Origin of the sequence: Nitrobacter hamburgensis X14, assembly GCF_000013885.1 — a bacterium.
Classification (GTDB): domain Bacteria; phylum Pseudomonadota; class Alphaproteobacteria; order Rhizobiales; family Xanthobacteraceae; genus Nitrobacter; species Nitrobacter hamburgensis.
Genome location: NC_007964.1, coordinates 2,267,119 through 2,280,076 on the forward strand (window position 1 = coordinate 2,267,119; position 12,958 = coordinate 2,280,076).

Sequence of the window (12,958 nt, forward strand, 5' to 3'; positions counted from 1 at the left end):
CCAACTGCGCTTCGGAGAGCGAAAGGCATTGAGCTTATGTTGTCAACTCGACCGCGGAAGTGTCTCCACAAAACTCAGCGGGCCGCCCTGTTGCGGTTGCGCCTGGCGAGCACGTTGAACAGTTCCACTGCTGCCGAGAACGCCATCGCAAAGTAGATATAGGCGCGCGGAATGTGGAAATGGAATCCGTCGGCGACGAGCGCGACCCCGATCAGAACCAGAAACGTCAGCGCCAGCATCTTCGTGGTTGGATGCTCGGCGACGAACCGTGCCACCGGCCCCGACGACACATACATGATGAAACATGCGATGACGACGGCGGCGATCATGATCTCGAGATCCTTGGCCATGCCGATCGCGGTAACGATAGAGTCCAGCGAGAATACCATGTCGATGATGATGATCTGGACGATGATCCAGAAGAATGTACTCGATCTCGATACGTCGCTCTCCTCGGACTCGCGCGCTTCCATCTCGCCGTGAATCTCGTGCGTTGCCTTGGCGATCAGGAACAGGCCGCCGCCGATCAGGATGATATCGCGCCAGGAGAATTCAAAACCCTGCACGGTGAAAACCGGCGCGGTCAGGCCGATCAGCCAGACCAGAATGCTCAGCAAAAGAATGCGGAAGATCAGCGCCAGCGCCAGGCCGATCTGACGTGCCCGCTTCGCCTGCGGCGGCGGAATCCGCGACACGATCACGGACAGAAAGATAACGTTGTCGATTCCCAGAACGATCTCGAGCACCGTCAGCGTCAACAGCGCAGCCCAGGCTTCCGGACTGGTCAGCAGTTCGATCATCGGTTCTCTCGCCTCAGGACGCGGATTACGGCATCGCCGCAGATGACATAGAGCGCGATGGCGCAGAGCACGGCGGTGACCGGCATCGCCACATTGAAATCCTTCGCGACGGTCACGATCGCCAGCACAGCCCACACGGCGATGAGCGACAGATTGAGACGACGCAACCGCTTCACCCGTACCGGATGCAGCACGTTGATGGGCACGAAGGTCAGCGCAATAAGCGCGGCGATACCGAGGGTCGATTCTGCCGGCGACGGACGCAGCAGGAACAGGTAGAACGCAGCCGCGTTCCAGAGCGCCGGAAAGCCGCGAAAGTGATTGTCCGCTGTCTTCATTCGACGGTCGGCAAAATAGAGCGCACCGCTGATCACGATGCCCACACCCAGCAACGGCGCGGCGACCGGCAGCAACAGGCCGCTCGCGGTAATGGCATAGGCCGGAACGAAGACGTAGGTCACGAAGTCGACCACGAGGTCCAGCACCTCGCCCGACCAGTTCGGCTGCGCCGCTTCGACGTTCAGCCGCCGTGCGATCGGCCCGTCCAGACCATCGATCACGAGCGCGATACCTAGCCAGACGAACATGGCCGCCCAATGCTCTCGCACCGCTTCAAGCAGTGCGAGCAGCGCAATGCCGGCCCCCGCCGCCGTAAAAACATGGACGAAGAACGCGGCGGCGCGCGAGGTTCGGGGTCCGGGTAACGGGTCCTGCCGGCTTGACTGGCTCATTTACCCATCTTGCTATCAGGAATCGCGCCGGTTTGCATAACGCTCCTTGCGGCGTTCCGCCGCGCGAACGACCGGGAACGAACGGCCGACGCCCGAACAATGTTCGCCTGCGGGCTTGAAAATGCCGCCGCGAATGTTGATTGTCTGCATATGAACGAGAGCGCGAAGCCGGATGCCATTTACGACGTTGCGGTGGTCGGCGGCGGCCCTGCCGGACTGGCGGCGGCGATCGCGCTGTCCGATGCAGGCGCACACACGGCGCTGATCGCCCGGCGCGTCGCCTACGGCGATAACCGGACGACGGCGTTGCTCGGCGGCTCCGTCGAACTGCTACGGCAGCTTGACGTATGGGGCCGCTGCGAGGCCGATGCTGCGGCTCTCCGCGTCATGCGGCTCGTCGACGATACCGGACGCCTTATCCGCGCGCCGGAGGTGCGGTTCTCGTCCGACGAGATCGGACTCGATGCGTTCGGCTACAACATCGAAAACCGCGCGCTGATGGTCGCCATGGAAGCGCGGGCCGCGGAAGCCGGGAGCCTCACGCGGATCGACGGCGAGGCGGAGTACGTGATGCCCGACGATGCCGCGGTCACCATCACGACGCGGCAGGGCGAGACGTTGACCGCCCGCCTCGCCGTCGGCGCCGATGGGCGGCAGTCGCTTTGCCGCAAAGCCGCCGGCATCGGCGTCACCCGCCGCGCGCTGGATCAGGCTGCATTGACGTTCAACGTCGCTCACGCCCGGCCGCACAAGAATATCTCGACCGAATTTCACACGCCACACGGTCCCTGCGTTTTCGTGCCGTTGCCGGGAGACCGCTCCAGTGTCGTGTGGGTTACCTCGCCGAAGGAGGCGGCGCGGCTCAAGGCGCTCAGCGACGATAACCTGGCCGAAGCCGCCGAGCGGCAATCGCGTTCGATCCTGGGACGGCTTCAAGTCGGGCCGGGACGGAATCTGTTTCCACTCGGGATCGAACGACCCGCGCGCTTCGCAAACAACCGCATTGTGCTGGTCGGCGAAGCCGCCCATGTTCTGCCGCCGATCGGCGCGCAGGGGCTGAATATGGGTCTGCGTGATGCTGCCGACATCGCAGACGTTGTCCGCGGCGCCCTGTCGTCCGGCGAGGACCCCGGCTCACCCCGGGCCCTCGCGCGATTCGAAGCGGCGCGGCGCAGCGACGTGCTGAGCCGGACGTTTGCAATCGACATAGCCAACCGGTCGCTGCTGAGCGATTTCCTGCCGACCCAGACCGCACGCGCGCTCGGTCTGCACCTGATCGGCAGGATCGGCCCGCTCCGGCGCCTTGCCATGCGCGAGGGTCTCGCGCCGTCGTGGCGGCAACGTCCATACAGCGAAACCCGATCCAGCCGGTCTTGAACGGCCACGTCGATCGTCCGCGAAGGTGGTTCTCGGGTTTCACGAGCCCGGTGAGGCACCGCCGTCCGGTCCCAGGGACCCGATTCATCAGTTTTGCCTCTAGCTTCGGCCGCAATCCTGGTCTATTCGACCAGCCATGGCAAAAGCGCGTATCGCCAGATTTCAGATCGGCCAGATCGTTCGCCACCGGATTTTTCCGTTTCGGGGCGTGATTTTCGATATCGATCCGGTCTTCAACAACACGGAAGAATGGTGGCTCTCGATCCCGGAGAATGTCCGGCCGCACAAAGACCAGCCATTTTACCATCTGCTCGCCGAGAGCGCGGATTCCGAATACGTGGCTTATGTGTCCGAGCAGAACCTTCTGCCCGATGACACCAGCGAGCCGATCCGGCATTCGCAGGTGACGGAGATTTTCGTCAAGGACAAATCCGGCGGCTATCGCCCCCGCAATCCGTCGCTGAACTGAGGCGGGCTTTTCGACCGTTAATCGTCAACAAAAAAGGCGCTTCGCAAGGAGCGCCTTCTTCGTTTTCCTTCCCGAAAAGAGCTAGCTACTGCTTGGCGGCCGGTGTGCCCGCATTCTGCTGGGTGGCTTCGAGCTTCGCGCGCGCTTCGGCGGCCCGCTTTTGCAGCTCTTCCTGCAGCTTCTTCTGAGTCTCCTCGAACACCTTCGGATCGGTCGGCGGGCCGTCATAAGCCTTGGCGAATTCAGCCAGCGGAAGCGGCAGCGTCAGTGGCGCGCCGTTGGAATTGATCGCCTGAACGATCAGGTTCTGACCTTTCTTGAGGTTCGCAAGCATCTCCGCCGTCAGTTCGTAATCCGACATGCAGCCGTTGGCGAAGCAGATCACGTAAGGGCTCTGCTGCGGCGGATTGTTGTCGATGATGATGCGCGTTCCGTGGACAAGCTGCATGCCGAGCGGCAGTGTCACGCGGAGGATCTTCTTCGGCTCGCCTTCCGGCTCGATGATGACCGCTGCGATCACAGGCTGGCCGGATTCGATCCGTCCGTCCTTGCCGGTGAAGCAGACCTGCTTGGCCTTCGCATCCTGCCCCTTCAGGCAAAACTTGGTCCAGGGCGCATAGATCAGTTGCACCTGCTGGTCGGCCGGCGCTGCCGCCGGGGCCGCGGGCGCCTGTGCAGCATTCGGGCTCGCGGCTTTCTTGCCCTTGGACGCCGCGGCGGGCGGGTGTTGGGCGAGAGCGTCCGACATAAATGGAGCAGCCACGAGCGTCACCGCGGCAAACAGGGCAAAGGCCCGTCCGCGCGGAAGAGCCGACGCGGCCAAGAGACGAACATTCATTGCGGAAAACCCTTTCTGAACACTAGGATTCGAACCCCGTGACGCAGGCACCGGCACCACACCATTTGGCGGCTGTCTCTTAGTGAAATGAGGCGGTTACGTGACGGTCCGCACTATCATGGTCAATTGCCCGCTTTCAATACAGCGGCGGGAAGAAAGATCAATGGCAACAGATGTTTTTGACGTCCATTCACGAGCGTATCGCGGCGGCTGTGGTAAAATTCCAACGTGTCCAAGGGCGAATCAAAACGGACCCCGAGTTTGCGATCGATACCGCGCAACCGCAGCCGGATAGGAGCGTGTCTGGGCCTCGCGGTCGGGCTGCTCGCTGCGGGGTCCGAAGGGATTTCGGCGAGTCCTGACTATGCTATCGCGATGCACGGCACACCAGCCTTGCCGGCCGGTTTCAGCCAGATGCCCTATGTCAATCCGGACGCGCCCAAGGGTGGCCGGCTGGTTCAGAGCGTTCCGGGCAGCTTCGATAGCCTCAATCCCTTCATCGTCAAAGGCGTTGCCCTCCAGCAAATACGGGGGTTCGTGGTCGAGAGCCTGATGGCCCGAGGCAACGACGAACCCTTCACGCTCTATGGCCTCCTGGCGAACAGCGTTGAGACCGACGACGCCCGAACCCATGCCACCTTCCACCTCAACCCGCTGGCGCGTTTTTCCGACGGGCAGCCCGTCCGTGCCGAAGACGTGCTGTTCTCCTGGCAACTCCTGCGAGACAAGGGCCGCCCCAACCATCGCCTGTATTATTCGAAGGTCGCAACGGCAAAGGCGATCGATGAACGCACAGTGCGTTTCGATTTCGGCGGAACCAGAGATCGCGAACTGCCGCTGATCCTCGGGCTGATGCCGATTTTGCCGAAACATGCGATCGACGTCGCGACTTTCGAGCAGACCTCGATGACGGCGCCGTTGGGTTCCGGGCCGTATCGCGTCACTGCGGTAAAGCCCGGAGCCAGCGTCACGCTGACGCGCAATGCGGACTATTGGGGGCGTGACCTGCCGGTCAATCGTGGCCTGTGGAATTTCGACGAGATCAGGTTCGACTTCTATCGCGAAGCCAACAGTCAGTTCGAAGCCTTCAAGCGCGGGCTGTACGATTTTCGCGTCGAGACCGAACCGCTGCGCTGGCACGATGGGTACAATTTTCCGGCCGCCCGCAACGGTCAGCTCGTTCGCGAAACCATCAAGACGGGCCTGCCAGCGCCGTCGGAATTTCTGGTGTTCAATACCCGACGTCAGATGTTCTCCGACGTCCGCGTCCGCGAAGCGCTGACGCTGTTGTTCGATTTCGAGTGGATCAACCGGAACTATTTTTTCGGGCTCTACAGCCGCGCCGGGGGCTTCTTCGCGGGATCGGAACTGTCTGCCTACGCACGCCCCGCCGACGAACGGGAACGGTCGTTGTTGAAGCCGTTTGCGTCGGCCGTGCGGCCCGATGTTCTCGACGGCAACTACCGTCTGCCGGTGACAGACGGCTCAGGCCGCGACCGCAAGGCCTTGCGCGCCGCCCTCGCCCTGCTGTCGCAAGCCGGTTACGAGCTTGACGGGACGGTCTTGCGTCACCGCTCAACCAGGGCGCCCCTCGCCTTCGAAATCCTGGTGACGACGCGCGATCAGGAACGAATCGCGCTCACCTATGCGCGCGATCTCAAGCGGGCCGGCATTGAGGTGTCCGTGCGCTCGGTCGATGCCGTGCAGTTCGACCAGCGGCGGCTGAGCTTCGATTTCGACATGATCCAGAACCGCTGGGATCAATCGCTGTCGCCGGGCAACGAGCAGTCATTTTACTGGGGCAGCGAGGCCGCCGACACCACCGGGACTCGAAATTACATGGGCGCGAAGAATCCGGCGATCGATGCCATGATCGCCGCCCTGCTCGAGGCCCGGGAGCGTCCGGCTTTCGTGGATGCGGTTCGCGCGCTCGACCGGGTCCTGATGTCCGGCTTCTACGCAATTCCGGTCTACAACGTTCGAGAGCAATGGATTGCTCGCTGGAATCGGATAGAACGACCGGCAGCGACCGCGTTGACCGGATACCTCCCCGAAACATGGTGGCAAAGGCCGCCGAAGTCGAGCCAGTGACGCCGTGCTCCAGAACAACACATCGCCTACGCTGGATGAACTATTCGGCCGCATCCTTGCCCGGCAGCCGGATCAATTGGCGCTGATCGATCCACCCGACAAGTTGCGGGTTACCGGACAGCCGCCGCGGCGCCTGACCTTTGCGCAGGCCGACCGGGCGATATCAGCTTTGGCGGCCCATTTTATCGAAGCGGGCTTGCCCGCCAATTCGGTGATCGCGGTTCAATTGCCTAACACCGTCGAGCTGGTGCTGACAGTGCTCGCCGCCTATCGCGCCGGCCTGATCGTCGCGCTGCTGCCCCAGCTTTGGCGGCAGGCCGAGTTGACCGTCGCGATCAACCGTACCGGCGCGCGCGCGATCGTCGCCATGGGCCGCATCGACGGCGTCGATCATGCCGATCTCGCGATGAACGCGGCCGCCGAAGCCTTCTCCATCCGCCATGTCTGCGGCTTCGGCAGCGGCTTGCCGGAAGGTATGGTTCCGCTGGATATTGCCGCGAGCACCTCCATGGCCTCCGGCTCGCGGCTCGCGGTCCAGGATTCGCGCCGCCCCGCGCTGGTGACGTTCGAGGCTTCGGGCTCGGGCTTCCGCGCCGTGCCGCGAACCCATGTCAACCTGATCGCCGCCGGGCTTGCCATTTTCCTTGAGAGCGGACTGCCACAAGGAGGAACAATTCTCTCGGCCATCGCGCCGTCGTCGTTTGCCGGACTGACTTCGTCGTTCGTGATGTGGCTGCTCAGCGGCGGCACGCTGGCGATGCATCATCCCTTCGACGAGACCATCATGATGCGGCAGATCGAGGCTGAGCGTTGCGACACGCTGGTTGCGCCGGCCCCACTGGCGTTGCGGATGGCCGAAGCCGACCTTCTGTCATCCGTGCCGAGCCTGCATCACGTCGTCGGTCTCTGGAGGGCCCCGGAGCAGGTTACGTCGAGTACGCTCTGGCCTGAAAACGGGATCCGGATGACGGATGTCTACCTGTTCGGCGAAGCTGGTCTTTTCGGTGCCCGGCGTGCCGACGATGGGTCGCCTGCTCCGGTGATGCCTGGTCCTTATCGGGCGCCGCCTGAGGTTCCCGCATTATCGACGGCGGGCGAGATCGTTTTGACTCCCAAGGGGACGCTTGGGCTGCGAGGGCCGATGGTTCCGGTCGCGGCTTACGCCCCATCGGAGCAGCCTCCCGATGCCTTCGCCATGCTGTCGCAGCCGGACTATGTCGATACCGGGTATGCCGCGCGGATCAATCGCGCCACGGGAGCCATCGCCATCACGGCCCCGCCGGCCGGCGTCATGGCCGTCGGCGGCTACCGGTTTTTTGCACAGGATCTTCAGGAATGGGCACGGCGGCTCGGGCAGAACGCGATGCTGACGGCGCTTCCCAACCGCCTCAGCGGCCATCGCCTCGCCGGCCGATCCAGCGACAATGCGCGCGCCCGCGAGGCGCTTACGGAACTTGGGCTTAACCCGTTGATGGTGGAAGCCTTTCGTGATCGGTCGGAAACTGGCTGATCGAATCCGGCGACATTCATTGACGCGGCATTAAGGGCGGACAACTAGGATTGCGCGTTTTTGCGTATCCGAGTTCCTCGAAAATGTCCCAGCAAGGCCCGATCGTCGTTGTCGCAGCCCGAGAGCGCCAACCGTCGGTCACGTTCCTATCCTGCCTGAACATATCTCCCGTCGTCGATATCGATTGGTCGGAGGTATCGAAGGCGGTCGAGCGGCTTCATCCCGCCGCCGTGTTTGTCGCCACGACAGAAGGCGCGGGCACAGCATTCGGTAGGCTTGCGAGCCAGGTCGCTGCAATGCAGCCCTACGTTCCGCTGATCGTCGCCGATCCCATAAGGCCCTGCCCGGGCAACGCACTTCCGTATTCATCCTCGACCGGCGGATCCGATCGGCTCGGCGCGCGTCTCAAGGCGGCGCTGCGCGTACGGGCGCTGCACACGACCGTGCTGCGGCGGCTTGCGAGCAATCCGGCTGTGCCGATACGCGAACCGAACAACGATCCGATCCATGACGCAACCGTTCTTCTGATCGGGCGCGGCGCCGCCTATCCGACGCTATCGGTTGCTTTTGGCGAACGGCTCGGTGTTGTCGGCGCGCTCAGCATCGAGGCGGCGGCGAAGCACCTCAACGCGCGCGAGCTGGACGGCATCATTATCAGCGAAGGGTTTACCCAGCGTGTGGTTGACGCGCTTCTGACCGTGCTGGCGGAAGACACCCGCTTTCGCAATCTGCCGATCGCGGTCACGACCGGCAGCCTGGTAGCGACCTATGATCTCCCCAATCTCGAAGCGATGCCAGGCGAGCCCGCCCATATCGTAAGCACATTCCTGCCCCTGGTCCGGCAACACGCATTCGAGGCGCGCCTCCATCGTACGCTGAAATCTCTCGATGCGGGCGGCTTGCTGGACCCGCGAACCGGCCTTCTGACCGTGGATGCCTTCCATCGCGAGCTCGCCACGGCGATCGATCAGGCCCAATCCCATGATGGAAGGTTCTCCGTCGCTCGGTTTTCGCTCGACCAGAAGCAGGAGCGTCCGCTATTCGACGCGGCGCGCATTCTGAGTCGGCTGATGCGCCGAATGGATTTCGGCACGCTCGAAAACGACGGGTCGATCATTGTGGTTTTCGCCGACGCAGATCTGCGCAATGCCCACGTGATCACGCGGCGGCTTGCGAGCGTGATGAAGCATACGGCGCACAGCAACAAACGAGCACTGCGGGTCGATCCCCATGTCGCGTTGACGGTGTCCCGGCCCGACGATTCCGCAAACTCGATTCTCGCCCGATTGAATGACGAGGCGTGCCGCGCGGCATCGTAACCGCGTTATGCCGCCTTGCGATCTTCCGCGAGATTGGCGAGCTGGCGCATGACTTCGGTGGTTCCCGTCAGGCGTTCCTCCGGCGTTTCCCAATTTTGGAAGAACACGACCTTCATGTCTGGGCGGACCTTTGCCGCCTGTCCGTGCTGACGAATAAAATAGATCAGCCGATCGGGTTGCGCGAACTTGTTGTCACGGAAGGAAATCACAGCGCCCTTCGGCCCGGCATCCACCTTCTCGACATTGGCGCGGCGGCAATAGGCCTTGATGGCCGCGACCTTGAACAGGTACCGGACTTCATCCGGCAGCGGACCGAAGCGATCACGCAACTCCGCACCGAAATCTTCGATTTCGTCATCGGTGTCGAGGTCGGCAAGCCGGCGATACAGCGACAGCCGCACCGCGAGATCCGCGACGAAATCTTCCGGAATCAAAACCGGCATTCCAATGGTGATCTGCGGCGACCACTGATCAGCGGCCGGCTCCGCAACGCCAGCCTTCAGATTCAGGATCGCCTCCTCCAGCATCGACTGATAGAGCTCGAATCCGACTTCCCTGATGTGGCCGGACTGTTCCTCGCCGAGCAGATTGCCGGCGCCGCGAATGTCGAGATCGTGCGACGCAAGCTGGAAGCCGGCCCCCAGCGTTTCAAGCGACTGCAGAACCTTAAGCCGGCGCTCGGCCTGCGCCGTGATCTTGTGCGTCGAGGGCAGTGTGAACAGCGCGTAGGCGCGCAGCTTCGACCGGCCGACCCGGCCGCGCAACTGATAAAGCTGCGCCAGACCGAACATGTCCGCGCGGTGCACGATGAGGGTGTTGGCGGACGGGATGTCGAGACCCGACTCCACGATGGTGGTCGAGAGCAGGACATCGTACTTTCCGTCGTAGAAAGCCGACATGATGTCCTCGATCACCGTCGGCGCCATCTGACCGTGGGCAACGGCGACCTTCATCTCCGGCACATGCTTGTCGAGAAAATCCTTGACCTCGGCGAGATCGTCGATGCGCGGCACCACATAGAAGGCCTGGCCGCCGCGATAGCGTTCGCGCAGCAGCGCCTCGCGGATCATCAAGGGATCGTGCGGCGCGACGAAGGTGCGGACGGCGAGGCGATCGACCGGCGGCGAAGCGATAATTGAAAGATCGCGTACGCCCGTCAGCGCCAGTTGCAGCGTGCGCGGAATTGGAGTCGCGCTCAGCGTCAGGACATGCACCTGCGCTCGCAACTGCTTGAGACGCTCCTTGTGACTGACGCCAAAGTGCTGCTCCTCGTCCACCACGAGAAGTCCGAGATCCCTGAACTTGATGGATTTTCCGAGCAGCGCATGGGTGCCGACGACGATATCGACGGAGCCGTCGGCAATCCCCTTCTTGACCTGAGCCAACTCCTTCGACGACACCAGCCGCGACGCCTGCGCGACGTTGACCGGAAAACCGCGGAACCGTTCGGTGAATGTCCTGGCATGTTGGCGCGCCAGCAATGTCGTCGGCACCACGACAGCGACCTGCTTCCCGTCCAGCGCGACGGCGAACGCCGCCCGCAGCGCCACCTCGGTCTTGCCGAAACCGACATCGCCGCAGATCAGCCGATCCATCGGCCGCCCGCTCTCGAGGTCTTTCAGCGACGCATGGATCGCGCCGAGCTGATCTTCGGTTTCCTCGTAGGGAAAGCGCGCGCAGAATTCGTCATAGAGGCCGGACTGTACCGGCATCTTCGGCGCTTCGTGCAAATGCCGCGCCGCGGCGATCTTGATCAGTTCGCCTGCGATCTCGCGAATGCGGTTCTTCAGTTTGGCCTTGCGGGCCTGCCACCCACTGCCGCCGAGGCGGTCGAGTTCGACGTTGGCGTGATCGGAGCCGTAGCGGGATAGGAGTTCAATATTCTCGACCGGCAGAAACAGTTTTGTTTCGTTCGCATAGCGCAGTTCCAGACAATCGTGCGGCGCACCGCCCACCTCGAGCGTCTGCAAACCGGTGAACCGTCCGATGCCGTGCTCCACGTGCACGACGAGATCGCCAGCCGCGAGGCTGGTCGCTTCCGAGATGAAATTTTCAAGTTTACGGCTGGCCTTGCGCGGCCGCACCAGACGATCACCGAGAATATCCTGTTCGCTGACGACCGCGACGGCCTCGGTCTCGAATCCCGATTCCATGCCGACGACCGCCAGCATCACTTCATTGCGGGGCGTGGCCTGAACCGTGCGCCAAGCATTGACGCTGGTCAGATTGAGCAGCTTGTGATCCCTCAGCATGCTCGCCATGCGGTCGCGCGAACCCTCGCTCCACAACGCGACGACGACTTTCTTTCGCGCGGCCTGCAAGGCCTGCACATAGGATACGACGGACGCGAAAACGTTGACGGCGGCATCTGCCCGTTCGGGTGCAAAATTCCGCCCCTGCCGCGCGCCGGCGTCGATGACATTGACGGCCTCGTCAGGCACCGCGAAAGGCGTCAGTCGCACCAGCGCGGCTTCATCGACGCGCTTCGCCCATTCATCCGGCGTCAGATAAAGCCGGTCGACCGGAAGCGGCTTGTAGACCGCACCGCCGCCTGGGTGCTCAAGGGCCTCGCGCCGCGCTTCGTAGTAATCGACGATCTGCTTGAAACGCTCGTTCGCTGCGTCTTCCCCCTGCGGTTCAATGGCGATGGGCGCGCCGTCGAGATAATCGAACAGCGTGTCCATGCGCTCGTGAAACAACGGCAGCCAGTGCTCCATGCCCGGATGCCGCCGCCCCTCGCTGACGGCCTCGTACAACAGGTCATCGCGGCCGGGCGCACCGAAAGCGGCGACATATCCCATCCGGAAACGCCGGATGGTTTCGGTGACGAACTGGAATTCGGAGATCGGCACAAGATCGAGCGAACGCACGTCGAGCAGTGTGCGCTGGGTTTCCGGGTCAAACGACCGGATCGACTCCAGCGAGTCGCCGAAGAAATCGAACCGCACAGGCTGGTCGAGACTGGACGGAAACAGATCGAGGATGCCGCCGCGCACGGCGTATTCGCCGGGTTCGCGGACCGTCGAGGAGCGATTGTAGCCGTTGTGCTCCAGCCACGCGGCGATCGAGTCCATCGGCACCACGTGGCCGGGCGCGACCGACAGGGCTTGAGACGCGACGATCGCGCGCGCGGGCACCCGTTGCAGGATGGCGTTGACCGTCGTGAGTACGATCAAAGGCGCCTCGCTGCCGGTCAGACGAGACAAGCGCGCCAGTGTCGTGAGCCGCTGGGCAAGGATGCCGCCGTGCGGCGAGACCCGGTCATAGGGCTGACAGTCCCACGCCGGAAACTGCATCACCGAAATATCAGGCGCGAAGAACTCAAGCGCACGCGCCAGTTGCTGCATGCGTGGGCCATCCCGGCAGACCACGGCGAGGCTGACGGCCGAAGCCTGCCGTCCCGCTTTGGCCTTGATAGCCCGCGCGAGGTCCGAGACGACGAGCCCTTCGGCACCTTCCGCGACGTTCGCGAGCGTCAGCGGACGGCCGGGCGACAGCGATTCCGCCGGTGATCGAACTGCCGCCATCACGCGCCCTGCCCTGACGTGCGGAACGATTTTATACGATTGAACAATGCCGTCCGGTATTCGGGGGCCAGCGGAGCGCCGCCGCTTAGCGCGGCATAAAGGTCCGGGTCCGGAACCTCGATCAGGCTTTCGAGATCGATCAATTCCGAATCGGTCAGCGAACCGATTTCTGCATCGGCGAACCGGCCGAGGATCAGGTCCACCTCGCGCATCCCGCGATGCCAGCAGCGAAACAGCAGCCGTTTGCGGCGGTCATCCAGGCCGTCGCTCGATCGTGTCGATCCCGTCATCCGTCA

General features: G+C 63.1%; 10 protein-coding genes. 5 read left to right on the forward strand and 5 right to left on the reverse strand.

The annotated features are described in order from the left end of the window. Positions 1 to 74 precede the first annotated feature (74 nt). A complete protein-coding gene (locus NHAM_RS10415; protein WP_011510522.1) occupies positions 75 to 800 on the reverse strand; it encodes a TerC family protein in 726 nt (241 codons plus the stop codon). Further along, positions 797 to 1,531: a phosphatidylcholine synthase gene (gene pcsA, locus NHAM_RS10420; RefSeq protein ID WP_011510523.1), complete on the reverse strand. Its 735-nt coding sequence runs from the start codon at positions 1,529 to 1,531 to the stop codon at positions 797 to 799. Before pcsA ends, NHAM_RS10415 begins: the two co-directional genes overlap by 4 nt. A gap of 150 nt (positions 1,532 to 1,681) precedes the next feature. Here pcsA and NHAM_RS10425 point away from each other — a divergent pair, with 150 nt between their 5' ends. Next, positions 1,682 to 2,908 (forward strand): UbiH/UbiF family hydroxylase, encoded by a 1,227-nt coding sequence (locus NHAM_RS10425; RefSeq protein WP_041357963.1) that lies wholly within the window; start codon positions 1,682 to 1,684, stop codon positions 2,906 to 2,908. A 136-nt stretch (positions 2,909 to 3,044) separates the two neighbouring features. Continuing rightward, positions 3,045 to 3,377 (forward strand): heat shock protein HspQ, encoded by a 333-nt coding sequence (gene hspQ, locus NHAM_RS10430; protein ID WP_011510525.1) that lies wholly within the window; start codon positions 3,045 to 3,047, stop codon positions 3,375 to 3,377. Positions 3,378 to 3,462: 85 nt separating this feature from the next. On the opposite strand, the gene NHAM_RS10435 is transcribed toward hspQ, so the two are convergent. Then, on the reverse strand, positions 3,463 to 4,215 hold the full coding sequence (locus NHAM_RS10435) for an invasion associated locus B family protein (RefSeq protein WP_011510526.1): 753 nt from the start codon (positions 4,213 to 4,215) through the stop codon (positions 3,463 to 3,465). Between the two features lie 375 nt (positions 4,216 to 4,590). Here NHAM_RS10435 and NHAM_RS10440 point away from each other — a divergent pair, with 375 nt between their 5' ends. The 3 genes from NHAM_RS10440 (at position 4,591) to NHAM_RS10450 (ending at position 9,135) form a co-directional block, all read left to right on the forward strand. Then, complete coding sequence (locus NHAM_RS10440; protein WP_081434982.1) at positions 4,591 to 6,306, forward strand: extracellular solute-binding protein; 1,716 nt, start codon at positions 4,591 to 4,593, stop codon at positions 6,304 to 6,306. Positions 6,307 to 6,310: 4 nt separating this feature from the next. Next, positions 6,311 to 7,816 (forward strand): class I adenylate-forming enzyme family protein, encoded by a 1,506-nt coding sequence (locus NHAM_RS10445; RefSeq protein WP_011510528.1) that lies wholly within the window; start codon positions 6,311 to 6,313, stop codon positions 7,814 to 7,816. 83 nt (positions 7,817 to 7,899) lie between these two features. Further along, on the forward strand, positions 7,900 to 9,135 hold the full coding sequence (locus NHAM_RS10450) for a GGDEF domain-containing protein (protein ID WP_011510529.1): 1,236 nt from the start codon (positions 7,900 to 7,902) through the stop codon (positions 9,133 to 9,135). Between the two features lie 5 nt (positions 9,136 to 9,140). Here the strand turns inward: NHAM_RS10450 and mfd are convergent, their stop codons facing one another. Together mfd and NHAM_RS10460 are read right to left on the reverse strand one after the other, a co-directional pair. Beyond that, complete coding sequence (gene mfd, locus NHAM_RS10455; protein ID WP_011510530.1) at positions 9,141 to 12,662, reverse strand: transcription-repair coupling factor; 3,522 nt, start codon at positions 12,660 to 12,662, stop codon at positions 9,141 to 9,143. Continuing rightward, positions 12,662 to 12,952, reverse strand: coding sequence for a succinate dehydrogenase assembly factor 2 (locus NHAM_RS10460; protein WP_011510531.1), 291 nt, complete (start codon positions 12,950 to 12,952; stop codon positions 12,662 to 12,664). The genes mfd and NHAM_RS10460 overlap by 1 nt, the downstream gene beginning before the upstream one ends. Positions 12,953 to 12,958: the final 6 nt, after the last annotated feature.